At 40.4% G+C, this 22,393-nt stretch carries 23 protein-coding genes; 4 read left to right on the forward strand and 19 right to left on the reverse strand.

All coding sequences use genetic code 11. From position 1 onward, the window contains the following. Nucleotides 1–14: 14 nt before the first annotated feature. From AAAT93_RS12435 to AAAT93_RS12460, 6 genes are all read right to left on the reverse strand, one after another. Nucleotides 15–893, reverse strand: coding sequence for a YicC/YloC family endoribonuclease (locus AAAT93_RS12435; RefSeq protein WP_021985247.1), 879 nt, complete (start codon nt 891–893; stop codon nt 15–17). A 174-nt stretch (nt 894–1,067) separates the two neighbouring features. Then, nucleotides 1,068–2,852, reverse strand: coding sequence for an Rqc2 family fibronectin-binding protein (locus tag AAAT93_RS12440; protein WP_021985248.1), 1,785 nt, complete (start codon nt 2,850–2,852; stop codon nt 1,068–1,070). Between the two features lie 636 nt (nt 2,853–3,488). After that, nucleotides 3,489–5,477: a molecular chaperone HtpG gene (gene htpG, locus AAAT93_RS12445; RefSeq protein ID WP_118373457.1), complete on the reverse strand. Its 1,989-nt coding sequence runs from the start codon at nt 5,475–5,477 to the stop codon at nt 3,489–3,491. A 156-nt stretch (nt 5,478–5,633) separates the two neighbouring features. Next, nucleotides 5,634–6,098, reverse strand: a complete 465-nt coding sequence (locus AAAT93_RS12450; protein WP_021985250.1) for a DUF5721 family protein — start codon at nt 6,096–6,098, stop codon at nt 5,634–5,636. 3 nt (nt 6,099–6,101) lie between these two features. Then, on the reverse strand, nt 6,102–7,181 hold the full coding sequence (locus AAAT93_RS12455; protein WP_021985251.1) for a transglutaminase domain-containing protein: 1,080 nt from the start codon (nt 7,179–7,181) through the stop codon (nt 6,102–6,104). Beyond that, on the reverse strand, nt 7,182–7,358 hold the full coding sequence (locus tag AAAT93_RS12460) for a hypothetical protein (RefSeq protein ID WP_021985252.1): 177 nt from the start codon (nt 7,356–7,358) through the stop codon (nt 7,182–7,184). Nucleotides 7,359–7,924: 566 nt separating this feature from the next. Here AAAT93_RS12460 and argH point away from each other — a divergent pair. Further along, complete coding sequence (gene argH, locus AAAT93_RS12465; RefSeq protein ID WP_021985253.1) at nt 7,925–9,304, forward strand: argininosuccinate lyase; 1,380 nt, start codon at nt 7,925–7,927, stop codon at nt 9,302–9,304. Between the two features lie 35 nt (nt 9,305–9,339). Further along, complete coding sequence (locus tag AAAT93_RS12470; protein WP_021985254.1) at nt 9,340–9,534, forward strand: hypothetical protein; 195 nt, start codon at nt 9,340–9,342, stop codon at nt 9,532–9,534. Between the two features lie 107 nt (nt 9,535–9,641). Here AAAT93_RS12470 and glgA read toward each other — a convergent pair whose 3' ends face one another. The 4 genes from glgA to AAAT93_RS12490 all read right to left on the reverse strand — a co-directional run bounded on the left by glgA (nt 9,642) and on the right by AAAT93_RS12490 (nt 14,471). Beyond that, nucleotides 9,642–11,081 carry a glycogen synthase GlgA gene (glgA, locus tag AAAT93_RS12475; RefSeq protein WP_117780663.1) on the reverse strand — a complete coding sequence of 480 codons (1,440 nt, stop codon included), beginning with the start codon at nt 11,079–11,081 and terminating at the stop codon, nt 9,642–9,644. Between the two features lie 120 nt (nt 11,082–11,201). Continuing rightward, nucleotides 11,202–12,419, reverse strand: coding sequence for a DUF4129 domain-containing protein (locus AAAT93_RS12480; protein WP_117780664.1), 1,218 nt, complete (start codon nt 12,417–12,419; stop codon nt 11,202–11,204). After that, on the reverse strand, nt 12,409–13,530 hold the full coding sequence (locus tag AAAT93_RS12485; RefSeq protein ID WP_227573280.1) for a DUF58 domain-containing protein: 1,122 nt from the start codon (nt 13,528–13,530) through the stop codon (nt 12,409–12,411). Before AAAT93_RS12485 ends, AAAT93_RS12480 begins: the two co-directional genes overlap by 11 nt. Continuing rightward, nucleotides 13,527–14,471 carry an AAA family ATPase gene (locus tag AAAT93_RS12490; RefSeq protein ID WP_227573281.1) on the reverse strand — a complete coding sequence of 315 codons (945 nt, stop codon included), beginning with the start codon at nt 14,469–14,471 and terminating at the stop codon, nt 13,527–13,529. The genes AAAT93_RS12485 and AAAT93_RS12490 overlap by 4 nt, the downstream gene beginning before the upstream one ends. A gap of 369 nt (nt 14,472–14,840) precedes the next feature. Between AAAT93_RS12490 and AAAT93_RS12495 the strand changes: the two genes are divergently transcribed. Continuing rightward, nucleotides 14,841–15,083: a DUF6061 family protein gene (locus tag AAAT93_RS12495; protein WP_008397019.1), complete on the forward strand. Its 243-nt coding sequence runs from the start codon at nt 14,841–14,843 to the stop codon at nt 15,081–15,083. Between the two features lie 292 nt (nt 15,084–15,375). Then, nucleotides 15,376–16,593 (forward strand): IS256 family transposase, encoded by a 1,218-nt coding sequence (locus tag AAAT93_RS12500; RefSeq protein ID WP_227573300.1) that lies wholly within the window; start codon nt 15,376–15,378, stop codon nt 16,591–16,593. Between the two features lie 159 nt (nt 16,594–16,752). On the opposite strand, the gene AAAT93_RS12505 is transcribed toward AAAT93_RS12500, so the two are convergent. The 9 genes from AAAT93_RS12505 to AAAT93_RS12545 form a co-directional block, all read right to left on the reverse strand. Beyond that, nucleotides 16,753–17,115 (reverse strand): hypothetical protein, encoded by a 363-nt coding sequence (locus tag AAAT93_RS12505; RefSeq protein WP_008397018.1) that lies wholly within the window; start codon nt 17,113–17,115, stop codon nt 16,753–16,755. A gap of 138 nt (nt 17,116–17,253) precedes the next feature. After that, nucleotides 17,254–17,937 (reverse strand): hypothetical protein, encoded by a 684-nt coding sequence (locus tag AAAT93_RS12510; protein WP_227573282.1) that lies wholly within the window; start codon nt 17,935–17,937, stop codon nt 17,254–17,256. Continuing rightward, a complete protein-coding gene (locus AAAT93_RS12515) occupies nt 17,937–18,572 on the reverse strand; it encodes an ABC transporter ATP-binding protein (RefSeq protein ID WP_015559483.1) in 636 nt (211 codons plus the stop codon). Before AAAT93_RS12515 ends, AAAT93_RS12510 begins: the two co-directional genes overlap by 1 nt. Before the next feature lie 14 nt (nt 18,573–18,586). Further along, the gene (locus tag AAAT93_RS12520) at nt 18,587–19,387 is read right to left on the reverse strand and encodes a hypothetical protein (RefSeq protein WP_008397014.1); all 801 of its coding nucleotides are present in this window, start codon (nt 19,385–19,387) and stop codon (nt 18,587–18,589) included. Beyond that, nucleotides 19,374–20,204 carry an ABC transporter permease subunit gene (locus AAAT93_RS12525; protein WP_008397012.1) on the reverse strand — a complete coding sequence of 277 codons (831 nt, stop codon included), beginning with the start codon at nt 20,202–20,204 and terminating at the stop codon, nt 19,374–19,376. Before AAAT93_RS12525 ends, AAAT93_RS12520 begins: the two co-directional genes overlap by 14 nt. A 54-nt stretch (nt 20,205–20,258) precedes the next feature. Next, the gene (locus tag AAAT93_RS12530; RefSeq protein ID WP_008397010.1) at nt 20,259–20,678 is read right to left on the reverse strand and encodes a hypothetical protein; all 420 of its coding nucleotides are present in this window, start codon (nt 20,676–20,678) and stop codon (nt 20,259–20,261) included. An 18-nt stretch (nt 20,679–20,696) separates the two neighbouring features. Further along, nucleotides 20,697–20,843, reverse strand: coding sequence for a cyclic lactone autoinducer peptide (locus AAAT93_RS12535; protein ID WP_015568874.1), 147 nt, complete (start codon nt 20,841–20,843; stop codon nt 20,697–20,699). A gap of 230 nt (nt 20,844–21,073) precedes the next feature. Next, nucleotides 21,074–21,745 (reverse strand): hypothetical protein, encoded by a 672-nt coding sequence (locus tag AAAT93_RS12540; protein ID WP_008397007.1) that lies wholly within the window; start codon nt 21,743–21,745, stop codon nt 21,074–21,076. A 15-nt stretch (nt 21,746–21,760) separates the two neighbouring features. Further along, on the reverse strand, nt 21,761–22,282 hold the full coding sequence (locus AAAT93_RS12545) for a matrixin family metalloprotease (protein ID WP_008397006.1): 522 nt from the start codon (nt 22,280–22,282) through the stop codon (nt 21,761–21,763). Nucleotides 22,283–22,393 lie beyond the last annotated feature (111 nt).

The following is a 22,393-nucleotide window of genomic DNA, read 5'->3' on the forward strand; positions in this document are numbered from 1 at the left end:
CTATCTGGTTCCCCCTACTCTATATTCTGTATCTGTTCACGAACCTTCTCGATCTCTGTCTTCAGGTCGATTCCCTTATCGGAAATGATCAGGGAATTTGCCTTGGAAAGAATCGTGTTTGCTTCCCGGTTCATCTCCTGTACGATGAAATCAAGCTTCCGGCCAACGGCACCACCCTCGGTCAGGATTTTGATTGTACTGTCAATATGACTTCTGAGACGTACAACCTCTTCGTCCACACAGACCTTATCCGCATACATTGTAACCTCGGCTGCAATACGCTGATCATCGATCTGCGTATTGATTGCAAGTTCATCCACCTTCTCGATCAATCTCGCCTTATAGTCCTCGATGATCTGTGGGGATTTCTCCTCGATATAAGCCACAATGTCTGACATCGCAGAAAGCTTGGCAAGCAAGTCTTTCTTCAGGTTCTCACCTTCACGGACACGGGATTCCACAAATTTCTCGGCTGCTTCCCGCACAACACCCTCCAAATGAGACCATATCTCATTCTCATCCACAGACTGCTCCTCCAATGTAAACACCTCTGGGAATCTGCCGATCACAGACGGCTTCACATCTGACTGCAAACCAAAATCATCCACCATACTGTTCAGATAATTTACATATTCGGTTGCAATTTCCTTATTATATTTTACACATACATTGGACTTTGTATAATCTTCGTATGTGATAAATACATCTACTTTTCCTCGCTGAATGTACTCTTTCAGGCAGGTTCTGATATCTGTCTCAAAATAATTCAGCTTCTTTGGCAGCTTCACATTCATATCACAGAATCTATGATTCACCGCCTTGATCTCTACCACGATCTTACGATCGTCATTTACCTGTTCGCCTCTTCCGAAGCCTGTCATACTTTTTATCACGATAGTCTCCTATATACGTCGGTTGCCTTGCGGCAATCGTTTCTCCCTGCGCATTTATGCACACATAAAAATAATGCAGATTATCGTTTCTATCTTATCCATGAACGATAATCTACATTATTATAGTATAGGCACCCCTAAAAATCAAGGTGTTTTGATGTTTAATTTCACGTTTTAAGCTTCTGCAATCCCGTGGATATCCGGCTCGATACTCATCGAATAATTCGTATGATAGATTACAAAACCCGGCTTTGCTTTCGGCGGTTTCTTCAGATTTTTCTTCGTCGTATAGTCAATCTCCACCTTCGGTGCTTCTTTGCCGGTTGAGTAATATGCCGCCAGTCTCGCTGCCTCCTCGTAGGTACGGTCTGGAATCTCTGTCTCACCGTTCGTCTTGACGATCACATGGGAACCCGGCATCTGTTTGGCATGAAACCACAGATCATTGCCCTCTGCAAACTTAAATGTCAGCTCCTCATTCTGGAAATTATTCTTTCCGACATACATATGGTAGCCATCACTGGATATATAATGCAGTGGCTTTGCCTTCACCTGTTTCTTCTGCTTGTTCCGATCGAATCTGCCGCGCACATAGCCACTTTCCACAAGCTCCTGCTTGATCTCCTGCAGATCATTTTCTGTCTTCGCAATCTCCAGCGAATTCTGCACAGAAAGCAGATAATCAAGTTCCTCTTTCGACTCTACGGTAAGCTCCATCAGCGCCTCATAGGTACGCTTCAGTTTATTATATTTGTTGAAATACCGCTTTGCATTTTCCATCGCCGACTGCTCTGGATCAAGCGGAATCGTAAGCATACTGCTATCATAGTAGTTCTCGCAGGTGATTTCTTTATCGCCCGGTTTACAAGAATATCCATAGGCAGTCAGCAATTCACCATAGACCTTGTATTTATCCCGTTTCTCTGTATCCTTTAGCTGTGACCGCTGCAGATCGTATTTCTTCGCCGTCCGCTCAATCGCGTTGTTCACAATCTTACGAAGATCCGTCGACCGCTGCCGGATGCGCGTTACCACACTTTTTGCCTGATAGTATTCTTCAATGACCGGAGACATCGACGGAAATACTTTCAGTCCATCCACATCCTTCTTGGGAAGGTTGTCTGCTTCCTCTCCGTACATCGTCAGTGTACACGCCGCAAATTCCTTCGGTGCATACCCCTGATATGCAATACACGGTGCAAACTGTTCTTCTTTTATACTTGTACGCATCGCATCAAACGCTGCATACAAATCCTCCTGCTCCTGCATCGAGAGTCCAGCCGTACTCATGCCGCCATCGACACCAGCCCGGTAACAGATCTCATTTGCGATCACCGGTGATAATCCTGTCAGCGATGTATAGATTGCCTTCGTCACCGATACCGGCTTGCGCAGGACATGATTCATAAAATAATTGATATCAATGTCGAGCGGATTTTCCTTTTCCTGTGCCGGAGGATATACATACGTTCTTCCCGGCAGCACTTCCCGCACCGAACTTACTTGATGGGAAATATGCTTGATGCTGTCAATGATCGTACCATCCGCATCCGTGAAGATGATGTTGCTGTGTTTTCCCATGATCTCGACGATCAGCTTCTTCTGGCAAAGATCACCCATTTCATCAAGGTGTTCTAACTGCATCTCTACAATTCGCTCAAAGTTCGGCTGTGTCACGGATAAAATGCGTGCATTTCCAATATGCTTCCGTAGCAGCATACAAAAATTCGGGGCTGTCGACGGGTTCTCCTTTATCTGCCCCGTCAGATAAATAAGAGGCAGACTGGCATCTGCAGAGATCACCAGACGACTGGTTGTGTTGCCCTGTTCTGTCCGGTTTTTTACGACCAGACACAGCTCATCCACTTCCGGCTGATATATTTTATAGATACGTCCGCCTGTCAGATTCTTCTTTAATTCGCTGACGATTGCAGACACGGTTACTCCGTCAAATGCCATTTTCTTACTCCTTTTCATTTCAATAATCACGATCAATAATCACGAAACACACTATGATTTGCATATATGTCTGCATCGTTGTCTGACTATATAAGATGTATTGAAATTAAGAAGTTCTAAGATGTTCTGATTCACAAGCTAAACAACGCACGCAACCACCGCCAATTCGCCATCCATGGCTCAGTGGCGGTTTGTTTGAACATCGTGTTCAAACATTGCTGTTTATTTACAGAACATCAAGAACTTCTAAATTCCAAACATATTTATATTGTCAGACAACGATGCAGACACATAAAAGCAAATCATAGTCCGTTTCGTAAGCTACTTTCTAAAATTGCAATCACATAATATCAAAAATGCATGTCAATGTAAATGCGCATATAGATTCATGAAGTAATATGATACATTTGTGACTTAGAAGTAATTCGTGTTCTGTGAATATCAGCAATGCGAAAACACGATGTTTTCGCAAGTTGCCACTGAGCCATGGATGGCGAATTGGCAGCGGTTGCGTACGGTAATACATATATCCCAGAACACGAATATTACTTCTTAGTCACAATATGTTATATTACGAATGAATCTACTATGCATATTTACATCTGACATGCATTTTGACCACCTTATGTGATTATATTAGATCAACAATCCAAGCAGATCGTTGCTTCGTTTTACAAATGCTGTCATCTTCTCAGCAGAGAGCGGCTTGTTGGCAAGAACAGCTAAATCATAAAGCTGGTTGCAGATCATATCCTTGTACTCACCCTCTGGATTATCTAAGATGTATTTTACAAGCTTGTTGTTTGCATTTAAAACAAGTGTCTCTGCCTCGCCTGCTCCAAACATGTTCGGATCCATGCCGCCCATATTGTAGACACGCATCATTTCCATCATACGACGTGACTCCTCGGAAACCGTCAGGACAGAAGATACATTCTCATTCTTCATGCTCTCAACCTTGACTACAAGCTTGTCATTTCCAGTTGCTTTCTTGAATGCCTCAGAAAGCTTATCGGTATATTCCTTCGTCTGCTCTTCCGTCAGCTTCTCACCGACAAAGTTATCGGCAAGGTCTGCATCGATACGCAGGAACTTCACATTTTCATTCTTACCTTCCAGGTGTGTGATGTATGGGTTATCAATGTTGTGTGTCAGATAAACCGCATTCATGCCCTCTTCCTTGAACATGTTGATGTACTGGGACTGTGCCACTTCATCGGAGATATAGAATACCTTGTTCTCGTATTTCTCCTTGCCCTCTTCGAGGTACTCCGGAAGTGTAATATACTTGCCGTTGATATCCTTGAAGAGCATGTAGTCTGTCATCTTGTCACAGAACTTCTCATCCTTCAGGCAGCCAAACTTGATGAATGGGCTTAAGTCATCCCAATACTTCTCGTAATCTTCCTTGTTGTTTTTGTACATGCCAGTCAGCTTATCAGCGACCTTCTTCGTGATGTAATCTGAGATCTTCTTGACAAAACCATCGTTCTGCAGTGCGGAACGGGATACGTTCAGCGGCAGATCCGGACAATCAATGACACCCTTCAGCAGAAGCAAAAACTCTGGAATAACTTCCTTGATGTTATCTGCGATAAATACCTGATTGTTATATAACTTAATCGTACCTTCCAACTGGTCATACTGTGTATTGATCTTCGGGAAGTACAAAATACCCTTTAAGTTAAATGGATAGTCCATATTCAGGTGGATCCAGAAGAGCGGCTTCTTGAAGTCCAAGAATACATGCTGATAGAAATCAATGTACTGCTCGTCCGTACAATCCTTCGGATTGCGCATCCAGAGAGGATTCGTATCATTTAACGGTTTTCTCTCTTCTTTCTTTTCCTCTGTGGCATCCTCTTTCTTCTCTTCTGCCTCATCCTTCTTCGGTGCATCGCCGACAAGCTCATCTTCCTGTGTCGTATCGACCTCGATCACCTTGTCCTTTTCCTTCTTCTCAGCTTCCTTCTTGGCAGCTTCTTCCTCTTCCTTATCCTCATTGATAAAGTAGATGTTGTATGGCATAAATGCACAATACTTCTGGATAACTTCCTTTACACGGTACTCATTTGCATACTCCAGGCAATCCTCATTCAGATACAATGTAATGGCTGTACCACGGATATCGTCGTCGCTCTCACTCATCGTATAATTCGTTCCGCCGTCGCACTCCCAGTATACCGGCTTTGCACCTTCCTTGTAGGAACATGTCTCGATCGTTACCTTATCGGCAACCATAAATGCGGAATAAAAACCAAGTCCAAAATGTCCGATGATCTGCTCATCGCCAGCCTTGTCCTTGTACTTGTTGATGAAGTCCGTCGCACCGGAAAATGCGATCTGGTTGATGTATTTGTCAACCTCTTCCTCGGTCATACCAAGACCGTTATCGACGAATGTCAAAGTCTTATCCTTGGCAGACGCGTACACCTCAATCTTGTACTCCTCGCCTTCAACTTCCTCATAATCTCCCATCACGGCAAGCTTCTTTAATTTTGTGATTGCATCACAGCCGTTGGAAATCAGCTCTCGAATGAAAATATCCTGATCGGAATAAAGCCATTTCTTAATAATCGGAAAAATGTTGTCACTGTTAATTGATAAATTACCCTGTCGTTCCATGTCTTATTACCTCCTAAAACCAATACAAGTCTGCTGTCCTTTCCTGCAGACTTCATTTTACGAATGTATATTTCATAAATAAGATAATAATACTTGGAAATTTGAATGTCAAGAAAAAATTAGCACTCATTTTTATTGAGTGCTAATAATTCTACTTTAAATATAATATTTCTTGATCGTATCGTCCCAGATATGCTCCAATGTTTTATCCATCGTAAATATCTTCAGAGATGTTCCAGTTGTCACAGACAGCGTTTCATGCTCATAAACCACGTTCATAAACAACGCGCTCACATCCTCCTCTTTGACCGGCAGATTGTTCATTTCCAACAAACGGCTGATATTCTCGCGATTGAACATCAAAATGATCTTAAAGCCGATCGGCAGCCGTTCCCCTTTCAGATACGCATACACGGTCGCCTTGATATCCTTCCATTCAATATATTCCGGCAGATCTGCCTGTGCCTCCGTATCAAAATACTCACGGTTCAGTCTGCCATTTACATAATAATCAAGTTTCGTTTTCACCCGCGCCTCATACAGATAAAAGCTGTCGTATTTCTCCTTTTCAAACAACTCTTTTATATATTCTGCTTTTTCTTCTATCTCAACGATTTCCATCTTCTACCTCTGATTTAAATATACCGTTACCAGTTCATACGCGCCGTAAGGCTCTTCTGTGTACTGAAAATACTGCACCGCACTCACATCCTGCATAAAGGAATAATCAAAATCGGTCGTATAATCGGTCACGACAACCTCAATTGTCCCCGTGCTGTTGCGCAATGCCTGATCCTTGAGCAGTGTACGGAACGCATCGCTGTCACAGATCAGATCATTTTGCTCGTAATAATTATAATCGGTGCTGTCACACGCCGGAAATGCATCCTGCTTCCAGTCATGCCGTTCATCCATGATCTCATCCGTCACATTGAAATACTCATGTCCAGCAAATACACCGCGATCCGGCAAAGGATCGTCCCATGTGGCATCGACCTGATACCAGTTTCCATCCAGGCACACCTGATTCCATGCATGTAGCTCATTATCCGCCGTTCCGGTTACGATCTGGTTTTCGATTCCAACGCATGTCATAAGCAGTGCCATCGCCTCAGCATATCCATTGCACACAGCCTTGTTCTGCACCAGAGCACCATATGCCCGGTACGCATAATCCTTGGAAGATTCCACATACCCATACTGGCAATGCACCACAATATAATCATGAATGGCAAGTTCCTTTTCATAATCTGTCATATCCGGCTTGATGATCTGCTTCAACACATCTTCCACTTTATCATACAGCTTATAAGCAAGTGCATGCTCGGATGGAATCGCCGTGCCATTTACATATTTCTGCCATACATAATAATTGTCCGAGATCTCATACCGAAACTGAATCCGCATGCCATCCCTGCTTTTTTCTGTCACCATATACTGGTCGACCATGCCGTTCATGCTGCACAGATTCTCGTTGATATTCCCGATATCACTCTCCGAAATTCCGGATACATAGAAATTGCCTGTCGTCTTACCATCGTTGATCTGTTCAGTTACCAATTGTGTTAATTCTTCCATGCTGTATGCGGTCTCATCTGGATGCAGATAGGAACCGATGCGGAAGTTGAAAAAATAAAACACAAGGATCACAGCCACCACAAGCACTGGAAGGATAATATGCATTTTCCCTTTTTTCTGCTCCATTTAATGCTTACTCCTGTCTTTTTCTTCCTCATCTGACTCATCGTCTTCTCCATTTCCACCTTTGCCTACCATGATCAGAACGACCATCAATACGATGGAGACAATCAGGCAGATGGCTACCAGAAGTGGTTTGCCACTGTCGCCGGTTGCGATTATATTTGCAAGAATTGTGTTCATATTTATCTCCTTATCCCAGACAACTGCGAAACATTTATACTGCGAACATATATTTCAATCTTATTCATTCGATATACAATGTATTAAAACCAGATTGAAATATATGATACACTTTATTCTCCCTGTTTCGCACTTGTCTTATATATGTCTATAATTATGTAAATCATTCTAATGTATATAATGATAAATCGCAACCTTTTTTCGCGTTTGTCTTGTCGGTTCTTGGGATTTGTTGTATATTATATTTCAAACATTAAATATCTGTAAATATTTACAATGTCTTTGGCATATGGCAAGGGATTCATTTGTGTAGTATATGATATGTTCGCATCTTAGAAGTAATTGGTGTTCTGTTCACATCAGCAATGCCTGAACACGATGTTCAGGCAAGCTGTCACTGAGCCACGGATGGCGAATTGACAGCGGTTGCGTCAATATGGAATCTCTGATATCAGAACACCTTATTACTTCTTAGGTGCGATACATTATATACGATACAAATCAATCCCTTGTTATATGCCTTAGCACAACGCAAATTATTTACAGAAGATAAAGTGAGGTAGATTATGGCACAGTTATGGGGCGGTCGTTTCACAAAGGAGACAGACCAGTTAGTATATAATTTTAATGCATCGATCAGTTTCGATCAGAAGTTCTACAAGCAGGACATCCGCGGCAGCATCGCACATGTAACAATGCTTGCAGCAAGCGGTATCCTGACAGATGCAGAACGCGACCAGATTATCGATGGCTTAAACGGCATCCTTGCCGATGTAGAAAATGGAACTCTGGAGATTTCTTCAAAATATGAAGATATTCACAGCTTCGTCGAAGCGAACCTGATTGACCGGATTGGTGATGTCGGTAAGAAGCTTCACACCGGACGTTCAAGAAACGATCAGGTAGCTCTCGACATGCGTCTGTATGTACGCGATGAAATTCTCGAAGTTAAGAAGCTGCTCGTATCGCTGATGAAAGAGCTGCATATCCTGATGAAGGAAAATGTAGATACCTATATGCCGGGCTTTACACATCTGCAGAAAGCACAGCCTGTCACATTTGCACACCATGTCGGTGCATATATGGAGATGTTCAAACGTGATTACAGCCGTATGAACGATATCTATACACGTATGAACTATTGTCCGCTTGGTGCAGGTGCACTGGCCGGAACGACATATCCGCTGGATCGTAACCTGACTGCCAGTCTTCTGGATTTTGCCGGTCCAACCTTAAACAGTATGGACTCCGTATCCGATCGTGACTACGTGATAGAGATGCTTTCCGCATTCTCTACGATCATGATGCATCTGTCCCGTTTCTCTGAGGAGATCATCATCTGGAATTCCAACGAATACCAGTTTGTAGAATTAGATGATGCATACAGCACCGGAAGTTCGATCATGCCACAGAAGAAGAATCCGGATATCGCCGAGCTTGTCCGCGGTAAGACCGGGCGTGTATACGGCGCACTGATGTCCATTCTCACAACGATGAAGGGCATCCCACTTGCATATAATAAGGATATGCAGGAGGACAAGGAGCTTACCTTCGATGCAATCGACACGGTCAAAGGATGTATCGCTTTGTTCACAGGTATGATCTCTACAATGAAGTTAAACAAGCCTGTCATGGAGAAAAGTGCCATGAACGGATTTACAAATGCTACCGATGCGGCTGATTATCTGGTTAATCACGGTGTTCCGTTCCGTGATGCACATGGTATCGTTGGTCAGCTTGTACTCTACTGCATCGAGCATGATAAATCCCTGCTTGATATGTCCATCGGCGAGTATAAGGCAATCAGCCCGGTATTCGAGGACGACATCTACGATGCAATCAGCCTGAAGACTTGCGTCAGCAAGCGAAATACGATTGGTGCACCGGGTGAGGAAGCAATGAAGCAGGTGCTCGCCATCAACGAGGAATATCTGAAAAATTTATAATAATATAGTTATATTTTTTGAAGGGAGTTAACCTTATGAATAAGACAACAAAAGCGAAATACGACCTTGCAACGCGCATGTTGAAGGTGGATATTTCCATAGATGAAGTAGCTCTTATGTCCGGACTCACAATTGATGAGATTGAGAAGTTAAAGGCCGGCATTGAGCCGGAAGAGATCATTGATGAGGCAGCTTTCGCGGAGAAAGCTCTGAAGGGAAAAGACAAGTAATACGCAAGTCAAACAGAATCCGATAGATGTTTCTCTGTTTCACAATCATCATAAAAAAGAAAGCGATTCGATGAAAATCAAATCGCTTTCTTTTTATATGATACTTCTTATACTTGTTCGTACAGTCTCTGATAGATCTCTGCGGAATTAGACCAGCTGTAGTTCTGCTGCATCGCACATTCCTGCATACATTCCCAGGCATTCTTCTTGTCGAAGTATACCTGCTTTGAGTAGTTGATCGTATTCAGTAACTCATGTGCGTTATAGTTTGCGAATGAGAATCCGGTTCCGCTTCCCTCGAATTCATTGTATGGAATAACCGTATCCTTCAGTCCGCCCGTCTCTCTTACGATAGGCAGTGTACCATAACGAAGTGCCATCAGCTGTGTCAGTCCACATGGCTCGAAGCGGGATGGAACCAGCATTGCATCACACGCTGCATACATCTTGTGTGACAATTCGTCCGAATAATAAATATTCGCAGATACCTTTGCCGGATGAATGCCCTGATAGTACCGGAACATATCTTCATATTTCCGGTTACCGGTACCAAGCACAACAAACTGTGTACCATCGGTACAGATATCGTTCATGACACGGTCAACGAGATCTAAGCCCTTCTGATCTGTCAGTCTGGAGATAATACCGATCATATAAGCATTCTTATCTTCCGGAAGTCCAAGTTCCTTCTGCAGTGCAAGCTTGTTTGCCACTTTGTTCTTGCGGAAATTCTTCAATGTGTAATTCTTATAGATCTTCTTATCTGTAGCCGGATCGTAATCCTTGTAATCGATACCATTTACAATGCCCCACAGGCTCTGGTTTCTCGCGCGGAGCAAACCGTCTAATCCTTCACCATAATAAGGCGTCTGAATCTCCTGTGCATACGTATTCGATACCGTTGTAATCTTATCTGCATAAACAAGTCCACCCTTGAGCATACTTGCATCCTTGTCAATCTCCAGCTTATCCGGTGTAAACAAATAATCTGGCAGTCCGGAATACTCCTGTACGGTCTTGATATCCCATCTTCCCTGGAACTGCAGGTTGTGGATCGTCATGATTGACTTCATACCACTGTAAAATGGATTGTCTGCAAACAATGTCTTCAAGTATACCGGAACCAGTCCTGCCTGCCAGTCATGGCAGTGTACGATATCCGGCTGGAATCCGATACTTGGCAGGATGGAAAGTGCTGCCTTGCTAAAATAGCAGAACTTCTCGATATCCCATTTCATATCGTCACTGTATATATTGAAACCATTGAAATAATACTCATTGTCAATAAAGTATACCGGAACCCCTTCATATTCCAGATACATAACCCCGACATACTGCTGCTTCCAGCCAATATCCATATGGAAATGCGTCAGATAACGCATCTTCTCCTTGAATTTTGCCGGCAGACACATATAATTCGGAATGATGACACGCACGTCATACTCCTTTTTATCAAAGATTCTCGGCAATGTACCAACAACGTCTGCAAGTCCGCCAGTCTTGATAAACGGTACGCATTCCGATGCAATATAAGCCACTTTCTTCATGTTTTTTGTCCTCCCATATCCGACTCTAAAAGTCTCGTAACAAAGTTACTTTAATTCTAGCATAAGCACTCCGATTATTCAATCCATTTTATGCCACATTCTGTCAAAACTCGTCCGATTCTACCGGCTGGATAACCGGCGCATCTTCTGCAGCAATGCCCGGTCTACCTCCGCGTCTCCATATCGGATGTCCTCATAACAGCGCGTCAGCTCCGTCACATCCGCGAGCGACTGTTCATTTAATTCCGTCTCAATCTCCCGCCCGGTTTTCGACTGTTCCAGTGCAATATCGTAGCGATAGCGTTCAATGCAGTCCTTGTAGCATCGTCTTGCCCGCTGTCTGCGTGATAAAAACCGTCGTTTTTCATCTGCATGCGTCCGCTGTTCCTCTTTCTTCTTTTTTACTACAACCAGTTCCACCTGATCGGTCGAGATATTACGCCTTGCCATCAGGAACCGGACAAACCGGACCAGCACTTTATACGCGATAAACAGTCCCAGACAGATCAATCCGACATAGAGCACCGGCTCCAGTGTCTGTCCGACGGAACGAATACCCGACGGCACATCGCCATCATCAAACTGCTGGTGTTCACTTGTCTCTGCCTCTCCACCACGGAACCAGAAACTTATATAGTGATAGAAAAGTCCGATCACCATCGCGATCACACGAACCACTGCCAGTATCGCCTGCCCGATCAGCGCGATCACTCTGCGGAAATCAAACACTTCGCCAAGCACGAGTCCAATCGTCAGACAGAGAATGATTGCACCGACCATGATCGTATTTACAGACAGTATCTGCCGGATCGGGATTCCCGATACATGGCTGGTCGCGTCCAGATAATTTTCCATTCCATCCGTGTACACCAGCGCCAGATACAGAAAAAGCAGAATCAATGCTGTCACATAAGCATAGATCCGAAGTCCCTGCACACCGAGATGCCCACTCACAAGGTACACGATCAGGCACAGCAAAAAGGATGGCCACGGAAGTTCATCCATCTGCTTCCTTTTATTTTTCCATGTGCTTTTTACAGATGCCGAGAACAGATAACAAGGAATCAGGAAATAAAACCACTGAGTCTCCATCGATACCGGCAGCAAAAGCATCGGCAGCCGCAACGCCACATGCCCGACAAACAACCACAAATAATGCTGTGCCTTCTCCCTCAGAATATACGAATACACAAACATTGCACCCGTGATTGGAAGCAGAAAGTAATGTACATCCTGTTTCAAAAGCACAACTTCAAAAAAGGCAAAGCACAGACTGCAGCAAAGCCATTCATATAGAAGGTGCAAAAGCTTCGTGACCTGTAACAGTTTAGATTTCATTCCACTTCACCTCCACGCCCTGCATATAGCCACGCCATCCAGTCTTATCCTGAATGTCATAATACGGAACTACCATGTGCAGCTCCGGGTGCTTTTTATGCATATAATCAAGCTTCAAAAGCAGATCTTCTTTGTAATAAGGAGAAATAATCACATACGTTATCGGCTCTTCCATCTGCTGTATCTCGGTATCTACCATCTGCATAAATGCATCGATTCCTGCATTTTCTTTGATGCGTGCCAGATATTTGTCGATCGTTTCACCATGCTCCATCGACATGCCGACTTCCACCCGCTCACACGCACCAGTCATGCAGTCAATCCCATTTGATACAAGTTCCACCGATACCTTATGTTGCAGAAAATACTCAGCGATCGTTCCCGCCATACGGATACTCATCTCCTGCAGATATTCCGTCTTTACCATGATATTCGTCTCCAGATTGAGCAGAATCCGCACGCGCTGTTCCGAAGTATAACCATACATATTTACCATGAGTTTTGACGCTTTCGCAGTTGCCTTCCAGTTGATCTTCCCGTAAGTATCTCCATAGGTGTATTCCCGGATTCCACGAAACGTATACGGATCCTCCATCTGATTTCGTCTCGTCTCCAACTCACCGAGCAAATGGGAACAGAACATCGAAAGCTCCGGGGATGCGACCCGCTTCGGCAGCACATACAGCCATGCGTCGGATTTCCGGCTATATGCGAAATTCGTTGTCATAAAGAAATCCCGCGCCGTCATATTCAGACTCGGTATGCCATACAGTCCCCGCTTTCCAGTCTGAAACGGCAGCCGCCGCGTGATCTTCCGGTAGCCAAGCACAGAGAACACATCGTTTCGATAATAGCTGTCGGTCACGACTGTATTTTCTGTATCTGCAAACCGAAACGAATGATCGGTCGAGAATTTGACATGAAAGACAGGCAAAGGCAAAAACTTTCCATTGTAGATAACCTCTGTCAGGGCACTTGCATCCCCTTCCCTCACGCATGTATCCTCAAATGAAATTGTCACATCGAGATTCCGGTTCCACCATTTCGCGTACAGACGTTTCTGTACAATATAAACCAGACTCGCAATCACAAGTGCAACAATCAGATTCACTGCTTCCAATCCTCCACTGGCACTTCAACCGTTGCTACGATCTCCTTCATCCGTTCGTTGTTATCCTTTGTACTTCCATACGTCAGAAGCCGATGTGCCAGCACGCATGGAGCAAGCAGCTTCACATCATCTGGTATCATATATGTTCTTCCCTGCATTGCCGCATAGCATTGTGATGCACGCACAAGCGCTAACATCGCACGTGTACTGACCTCTGTCATGATGCCCTGATTTTTTCCGGTTTCCTCCACAATCTGGACGATGTACTCCCGGATACACGGATGTACAGTTACCGTTCTTGCAGCTTCTCGCATCTGTGCAATCTGCTCCGCCGTGCAGACCGGTTTCAGAGAAAGAAGCGGATGTTCCCCCATAAAAGTCTCCATCACGTGCAGCTTCGCCTGCGTATCCAGCTGTCCCATTGAAAGCTTCATCATGAAACGATCCACTTGTGCTTCCGGAAGTGGATAGGTTCCGGTTGTCTCGATCGGGTTCTCCGTTGCAACTACCAAAAAAGGCTCCGCAAGCGGCAATGTTTCTCCATCGATCGTCACCTGCTTTTCCTCCATCGCTTCGAGCAAACTTGCCTGTGTACGTGGTGTCGCCCGGTTGATCTCATCGGCAAGCAGAACATTTGTAAATACCGGTCCCTTTACCAGATGAAACTCCCCATCCTTCTGACTGTACACATTCAATCCCGTAATATCGCTCGGCATCAGATCCGGCGTAAACTGCACACGTTTCTGCTCCACATCCAGCAGTCGTGCAAATGTCTTGGCAAGCGTCGTCTTTCCACTTCCCGGGCGATCCTCCAACAGCACATGTCCGCCTGCAAGCAGCGCGACTAACAGCTTCTCAACAACCGCTTCTCCGGCAATCACAACTTTCGATGCTTCTGCGATCACATTCTGTGTTATTTTCTGCACCTCTGTAACTTCCATAATTCCTCCTGTTTTCTATGTATTTCTAACTTATTTCTGCGTATATTCCATATATAGATTTATTCTAGCATAATCTTTGAAAAATTACAATTTTGATACCTACAATTCTTTAACACCTAACTGGTATTATAAAGTGTTACGATAAAATCCGCAATGCCTTGATTTTACTACAGTTTTGGCAAGTGAGCTTTCCCTTAGACTTTCCCTTATGTTATATCCTTTTCCCTTGTGTTACGACACCTCATAAGGGCAAAAACAAGGGAAGCAAAATCCGGTAACAGCTAATAACATTATATAAATCACATAATCGGCTGGAACTGGTCAAGATGCTTCTACAACTGAAACAGATAAGAGAAAGGACTTTGCAATATGAATATCGTTCATGCAGAATATAATAAATATCACAACATCATAGACATCAATTATTACAATGGCTACATACTTCGGATTGACTGTGGCAAGGCAGAAGATGGATTGATTACTACTCCTAACTCTCAACGAATGTTGGATGCACTGGCGATTGACAATCCACTAGAATATGCCCGTTTGTATCTTGATTCAGAAATGCAAGATTGGGTGAATGCGATGAATATGGAATGGTATAGCACTTGATAAAAGAACATAAAAATGAGAAGAAATCTGTCAAAAGTATTTCTATAAAATACGATATTTCTTTAGCCCTTCCATAAATAATGAAATAGAGCCGATAACTCACAATCGAAATAACGAGTGATTCATCGGCTCTATATTTTATGGTTATGGATATCATGAGTATCGCTTTATATGCAATTGCTAGGGAGTATCCCAAAGTTTGTGTAAACCTCCAAACTGATGTAAGATAAAATTACTCAGTTTGGAGGTTATTTTTATGGCAAGAAGAAAAGACAGCCCACAAAAAGCAGCAATGAGAGAAATGATGCGTAACTATCTGAAAAATAATGATATCAGCATCAAAGATGGCACCGATGTTAACAGCATCATGCGTGACATGATGTCTGTCATTTTGGAAGGTGCTTTGGATGAAGAACTGGATGAAGAATTAGGATATTCCAAGTATGACTATCGAAACAAAGAAACAGACAATAGTAGAAATGGACATTCCAGCAAAACCATGCACACCAGTTATGGAGATATGGATGTGGCAATCCCAAGGGATCGTAATGGTGATTATGAACCTCAGCTGATTAAAAAATATCAGAATACCGTAACTCAGGACATGGAAGAAAAAATACTTTCCATGTATGCCAAGGGAATGACAACTGGAGACATTGAATCCCACATGCGTGAATTATACGATATTGATATTTCTGACAGCACAATCAGCCGGATCACAGACAAAATCCTGCCGATTGTAAAAGAATGGCAGGAACGCCCTTTGGAAGAAGTGTATGCTGTAGTATTTATGGATGCAATCCACTATCACGTCCGCAGTGAAGGACGTATTGTAAAACGTGCGGTTTACATTGCCCTTGGTATCGATATGAATGGGAAAAAAGATGTTCTTGGAATGTATGTTGGAGAAAACGAAAGTGCAAAGTTCTGGCTTTCTATCATGAATGGATTAAAAAACAGAGGCGTTGAGGATATCCTGATTGCATGCGTTGATGGTTTAAATGGATTTCCACAGGCAATCGAGGCTGTTTATCCAAAAACAGAGATTCAGCAGTGTATCATCCATCAGATCCGTAATTCAACGAAGTTTGTTTCATACAAAGACATCAAAAAACTGATGGCTGATCTGAAGCTTGTATATGCAGCTCCGACGGAAGAAACCGCTTTAAATGAACTGGAACTGTTCAAGGATAAATGGGATTCCAAGTACCCGAAAATCTATAAATCTTGGAATGATAACTGGGCAACCTTGTCCACTTATTTCAAATATCCAGAAGCAGTAAGACGCCTGATTTACACTACAAATGCCATTGAAGGATTCAACCGCCAGCTCCGGAAAGTGACTAAAAGCAAGACGGTATTTCCGTCGGATGACAGCCTTTTGAAAATGCTGTATCTGGCAACCATGGATATCACGAAAAAATGGACCGGACACAGGCAGGACTGGGGACAGATCCATTCCCAGCTTGAAATTTATTTTGAAGAACGTCTGGCAGGACGGAACCTATAAAACAGTCAATTTTAGGCAGGTTTTATTGACATGCCTAAAAACTACTGTATAATGCAGATATGGGCAGGATCCGAAAAATCGGCTCTGCCCATTTGTAACTATTCACAAATCTTATATCAGTTTTTAACGTTTACACAAAACTTGAAACGGTCTCAATTGCTATTTTGTTAATTCCCAATATTTATGACCCATAAAGAAGATTGTTAATTCGTTTTGATCTACTTCTATCTCAAAATTCACGCTATTATCTCTCTGTTCCACAAAAATCATATTTGAGGAAGATATGCTATATAATGCATTGCCACAGGTAATACCCAATTCGGGCATATCTTTGTTTACAACAAGTCCTCCATTTTCTTGAAAGGTAAACACTTCCTCTGCATTTGCATTCTTCCATGTACCAATAATATTTTTTTTATTCTGAATGTGCTTTATTTTTCCAACACATACAACGATAAGTATAGCTACACTTACAATTAAAGCAATGCCTACAACACTCTTTGCCAATTTCTTTTTATTCAATTTCTATTATCTCCATTTTTAGTTTCTTTAAGATTGAATGATTCCATATTGCTTAATTCAGTATCTCCATGAATTTCTAACATTGATACGCTTCTCACAGGAAATAGAATAGGAGAGATTCATTCATAAATAATTAAATCATTCATACTTACCTGAATTTGTAATGTTTTTCCATATTTTCTCATAATTATCTACTATAGTTTTTTCTGAGGTCAAAAATGCAAACATATATATACTTGAATAGAGAGTTTCCGCCGAATCAAAAACCACACAACTTTCATCATGAGTTAGATTTCTCTTTGAATATATTTCCGATACAGGCATAAATGAATTTTCTTCCTCTTTGGTGTATTTATACCCATCAATACATCCTAGATTTTTTAAAAATATTAAATAAGTATCTTCGGTCTTCAGATATTGCCATCCGTTAGTGTAAAATTCTTCACCTCTAACAAATGATACAGGTTCTATAATGTAAATACAGTCACCTACTGAAAGATTAGCAGAATTATCCTTATAGATTTCCTCTATTTTTACCATTGTTTTTGTTGATCGTAAACTCATTTCACGAGAATTTGTTACAGTTATACGAGCTATTAAAGAAGAATCTTTTTCCATATCATCCAATGAGTAATTACTTTCATTGTTAAAGTAAGAAGTTTTCTGCCCTCCTGTATAGAAAATTTCCATAGCTGTATTTTCTGATAAAGCAATATCAGGATCATGAACCCCTGTAGTTGTTTTTATCCCAGTCTTTCCATAGAATAAGGCTGTCACCATACAAATGATTACAACACAGATAGTTAATACAAATTTCTTCATTACATCAACTCCTTAATTTTACCAAATTCCATGCATATCTTCTCATCCGCTAATATTTCAATATCTTCTTTATTATGGCTTGTCAGTATAGTAATGGTATCATTCTTTTTTTCTTCCAATATACGTTCACGAAATAAATCAATGCTATGCTGATCCAATGCGTTAGTTGGCTCATCCAAAAGCAAAATTTTTGGATGTTCCATCAGTGCTTGACAAAGAGCTAGTTTTTGACGCATTCCTAATGAATATTTATTTACTTTTTTCTTTGATTTGGGATCAAGACCAAAGTATATCATTATTTCATATATTTCTTCATCTGATACAATTCCTTTTATATTGGAAAGCATTTTCAAATTTTCAAATCCTGAATACATACTCCAAAAAGAAATATTTTCAATAACAGCTCCTAAATCTGGTAAAACATCCATATCTTTATGTAATGCCTTGTGATTATATTTTATGTATCCTTTGTCTGTATTTATAAAACCTGCAATGGCTCTGAGTAGCATTGTTTTACCTGAACCATTTTTACCATATATTCCATATATTTTACCAGATTCAAATGTATAACTGATATCATCAAGCACTTTTTCACCTTTAATTGACTTTGAAATAGATTTTACATATAAATTCATGGATATCATTCACCTCACAATATTTGTTTTTTTTCGCAAAGAAATTTACCTATCCACACCAAAACAGCGGATGATATAACTGAAATGAGACAGCTTGACTTAAAATTCAATAAATCTATATTGCTTGTAGTCCATTCGTAATTTTCTTCGACATAATATATAATAAGCTTGTTATGCCAATTAAATAAAGGAATATGTAGCAAGGAATAATGCCAAATTTTCCATATAACATTTCCCATTGAAAAATAAAATCCACACACCATTACTGGAATAAAAAATACAATAAATGCAACGATGTATCCTATAATTGAATCTTTCCAAAATGAAAACAAATAACTAATCATTTGCAAATGAAAAATCTCTATCAATAGCATAAAAATAACTTTGAAATCTTCTAAGCCATTAGAGGTATGCTCTACAAAAAGAAAAAACAAATAATCGGAAACAACTACAATACAGTCACGTAATATCATTTTTATTAATATATCCTTATAAATTATGTGTTTTTTCCCATAACGAGGAAGTAGAATTACCATGTTATCATTTGCATCATTAAATAAGTCCATTGTAAGATAACAAATCTCAAGGATAAACAAAATCGCAAAAAATGATAAAGATATAAGGTCAAACGAATGATCTATTAGTATTCCCCCAAAATATATTTGTGAACGTACTCCTTCTGTTATTGTAACCAGACTATTATGAAACCCCAAGTACACATTAGCATAAAAATATCTAATTACAAATGTTATAAGTGATACTAGTAAGCATTTTCCAACATTAACATTCAAAATTTTTTTCTTATATAACTTCATAATTTTTTATTTTTCTCTGTATAATGCCAATACTTAATCCAAAAATAAGCAATATCAGAACAATTTCTCCTATTATATTTCCATGAACATTAGGCATAATATAACCTTGTATAGAGAATTCATTTAGCCCAAAGACAGAAACAATCAAATTAAAAACAATATAGAATATAAACAAAGCACCAGGTATCTTTGCGAAATATAGAACTTTCATTTTGTTATAATATGAAAGAGCATAAGCTAAGATAGCTAATCCCGAGCCAAAAATTCCGTAATTAAAAATGTATATTAGATTATATAAAGTTGGATGTTGCAATCTCACCATATCAAGAAAATTGTCAGCGTTATATGATACCAAACCTATAGCGTAATCAGGTTCTCCCCAAGCACTGTCATATCCATGTATTGGATATGTCAAGTGGCATAATAATAAATTTATGAGCATTGGTATTGTTATTGTCAAAAAGGTTACAATCAGAATGCCAAATAATTTTCCTGCTAAATATTTCTTTTTCCCGATTCTTTGAATAAGTAGGATTGAACTATTGCTTTTTTCTTCTCTTATTAAGGAAAGTGATGCAATAATTGTTGCATAAACAGGCAATAACAGATACATTATATATGGAATATATGCCGCTTCAGTGCCCTGTAATACGAAATTTTCATTTGCTGAACGAATAAATTGATAACTTTTTCCTATATCATTTTTTACACATAAAATATACGAAGCAATATTTAAAATCATTAGAGCAATAAAAACAACTTTATATTCTGCACGATCAATACAATGTTTGATTTCTATAAGAACCATTTTTTTCATAATCTTTACCAAAAGGGCATAAACCCACGAAGAGGTTTATGCCCATCCCTTCTGTTATCTAAAATCTACATTTCCACTTACAAATGCAGTTGATAATTGAGATTGATAATTTTCCATTCCCATACCGACCTGTGTGTTAGTAGAATTATAACCGCTCTTGGTAAAGATTAAATTACAAGATCCTGTTCCAACACCCTGCTTATACTTATTAGATATTTTACTCTTGCTGTTATTGACAGCCCAGAAATTTGCGTAAGAGGTATTGGTAATTGCTGTTACCTCATTTGTGATGTAATCATCGGATGTTGTTTTTGCATGCATAGAGGTAAAGTTATTAGTCTTATTCAGTTTAAGTGCATAAGCGGTGTAAGATGCCGCCTGAGAATATGCTGCTGAAGAAAGAAATACACATCCTGCACAAAACAAACCAATACCTACTTTTGCAATCTTCTGTTTTAAACTTTTTAACATCATAGTCAATTCCTCCCAATCTTATTTTTTTAACTGCGTTGGTACTTTTGGTTCATACAACAAACCACGGCACAATGAATTTGCATTACTTCGAGCAATAGCAGTCACTGCCTGAAGTACGAGACGGGCACTTTTCTGGGGTGCCTTGTTTACTTGCTTATTGTCCATCGTTTTCACCCCCCCCCCTCCTTAATTGTCTGACAATTACAGACAACTTTATTTGTTTACCATGGTATGTGCTTAATATAACAGAGTATTTAATTTTTTCAATCCTTCTATGCACGAATGGTAGCCCAACATGCACGAACTGTTCTACATATAGGTATAAAACCGAAAAGATGGCAGATAGGTTAAGCACCTACCTGCCATCTTTAATCTATATATTTCAGAAATAATGATTAATTATTGTCAGTCTCATATATAGATTTATAACGCTCTCGATCAACTGGAATAATCTCATTATCATTAGCATCTTTATATGTAATAAACTCATCGTATTCTGTAACTGATTTTTCCTCTGAGACAGAATTAATAGAATACATATTCGAATCGTTACACATTACATTTGAATTTGGACCAGAAATTAGTAACGAACCATCCTCTTGTGCATATGCCAAAAAGATATAAATGGAATTTTCGGAAGGCAGTGAATCATTCTCAAACAGATAAATAGCATCTTGTTTTTCTGAAATTCCGCCTTGTTTAACAATAGGAATAGGTTTATCTGTAATAAGTTCACCTTTTATATTTTCGAGAACCTGAATAGTATAATTAGTGTAAGGCGAACCGACCTCCTTAGGATTTCCTTTTTCATCTTCAGTCGTTATAACATTTCGATACTCGGTTCCATCGCAACTGACAACCTTTGCTACAAATACGTAATCACAGATACCAACAGCTTCGCGAATGTTATCAGTATCATATACAAAAGATGCGTGCATCTGGTGGATTGGCAAGTTAGATACATTTGTATTCAGTTGACTTGCATTATTTTTGGATGCACATCCTGTAAAAAACATTCCTACGATAAGAACAATAGACAAAATACCATAGATACTTGATTTTTTCATAGCGTTCTCCCTCCCCTAATAATTATTATATGCGGCATCATATGAATCTTTATCATTTTGAGATAATGCCTGCGTACTAGTATGTCCCGTAATTGCTGCATCCATAACATCTGTTGAAGTACTGTGATCCAACCCTAATGCATGTCCCAATTCATGTGTCGCTACATTCTGTTTTTTACTATTACTATAACCGCTCATATAATAGGTATTGAGTTCAATTTTACCACTAGAATATGTCATGCCTGCCCATCCATTCGAAGCATTGACATCGCTTACGTATACATCTTCTACAACAAAAGCACTGTCTTTTCTGATTACTCCAGATTTATATGCATTCCATGTGGCAGCCCCAGTGTTAATATAACTCATGTAAGTGCTGTTTCCGTCATAGTCTAGATGTTTGCCAGAATCAACAAGATCCCATGTTTGTACATAAGCTTGTGCAAATGCCGTAATAGGAAATAGCATTGCTATAGCCATTAAAGTTATAATGCTATACAATAAATGATTTTTTAAAACAGATTTTTTAAAATGCATACTCCTTCACTCCTTTTCAATCATGTAACAACGGTTATCTTCAATTATTCTTAAAGGTTATCTTTATGAAAATTGAAACGCAACACATACTAGTACACATTATATATCCTG

The sequence above is a fragment of the Coprococcus hominis (ex Arizal et al. 2022) genome, from assembly GCF_040094675.1.
Classification (GTDB): Bacteria; Bacillota; Clostridia; order Lachnospirales; family Lachnospiraceae; genus Coprococcus_C; species Coprococcus_C hominis.

Bases quoted from the DNA above. Each gene is read 5' to 3' on its own strand.
- AAAT93_RS12520 (WP_008397014.1), bottom strand. From the start codon at position 19,387: ATGAAGTTATATAAGAAAAAAATTTTGAATGTTAATGTTGGAAAATGC.
- AAAT93_RS12545 (WP_008397006.1), bottom strand. From the start codon at position 22,282: ATGCATTTTAAAAAATCTGTTTTAAAAAATCATTTATTGTATAGCATT.
- AAAT93_RS12530 (WP_008397010.1), bottom strand. From the start codon at position 20,678: ATGATGTTAAAAAGTTTAAAACAGAAGATTGCAAAAGTAGGTATTGGT.
- AAAT93_RS12535 (WP_015568874.1), bottom strand. From the start codon at position 20,843: ATGGACAATAAGCAAGTAAACAAGGCACCCCAGAAAAGTGCCCGTCTC.
- AAAT93_RS12440 (WP_021985248.1), bottom strand. From the start codon at position 2,852: ATGGCATTTGACGGAGTAACCGTGTCTGCAATCGTCAGCGAATTAAAG.
- htpG (WP_118373457.1), bottom strand. From the start codon at position 5,477: ATGGAACGACAGGGTAATTTATCAATTAACAGTGACAACATTTTTCCG.
- AAAT93_RS12500 (WP_227573300.1), top strand. From the start codon at position 15,376: ATGAGAGAAATGATGCGTAACTATCTGAAAAATAATGATATCAGCATC.
- AAAT93_RS12495 (WP_008397019.1), top strand. From the start codon at position 14,841: ATGAATATCGTTCATGCAGAATATAATAAATATCACAACATCATAGAC.
- glgA (WP_117780663.1), bottom strand. From the start codon at position 11,081: ATGAAGAAAGTGGCTTATATTGCATCGGAATGCGTACCGTTTATCAAG.
- AAAT93_RS12470 (WP_021985254.1), top strand. From the start codon at position 9,340: ATGAATAAGACAACAAAAGCGAAATACGACCTTGCAACGCGCATGTTG.
- AAAT93_RS12490 (WP_227573281.1), bottom strand. From the start codon at position 14,471: ATGGAAGTTACAGAGGTGCAGAAAATAACACAGAATGTGATCGCAGAA.
- argH (WP_021985253.1), top strand. From the start codon at position 7,925: ATGGCACAGTTATGGGGCGGTCGTTTCACAAAGGAGACAGACCAGTTA.
- AAAT93_RS12450 (WP_021985250.1), bottom strand. From the start codon at position 6,098: ATGGAAATCGTTGAGATAGAAGAAAAAGCAGAATATATAAAAGAGTTG.
- AAAT93_RS12525 (WP_008397012.1), bottom strand. From the start codon at position 20,204: ATGAAAAAAATGGTTCTTATAGAAATCAAACATTGTATTGATCGTGCA.
- AAAT93_RS12480 (WP_117780664.1), bottom strand. From the start codon at position 12,419: ATGAAATCTAAACTGTTACAGGTCACGAAGCTTTTGCACCTTCTATAT.
- AAAT93_RS12460 (WP_021985252.1), bottom strand. From the start codon at position 7,358: ATGAACACAATTCTTGCAAATATAATCGCAACCGGCGACAGTGGCAAA.
- AAAT93_RS12510 (WP_227573282.1), bottom strand. From the start codon at position 17,937: ATGAAGAAATTTGTATTAACTATCTGTGTTGTAATCATTTGTATGGTG.
- AAAT93_RS12455 (WP_021985251.1), bottom strand. From the start codon at position 7,181: ATGGAGCAGAAAAAAGGGAAAATGCATATTATCCTTCCAGTGCTTGTG.
- AAAT93_RS12540 (WP_008397007.1), bottom strand. From the start codon at position 21,745: ATGAAAAAATCAAGTATCTATGGTATTTTGTCTATTGTTCTTATCGTA.
- AAAT93_RS12515 (WP_015559483.1), bottom strand. From the start codon at position 18,572: ATGAATTTATATGTAAAATCTATTTCAAAGTCAATTAAAGGTGAAAAA.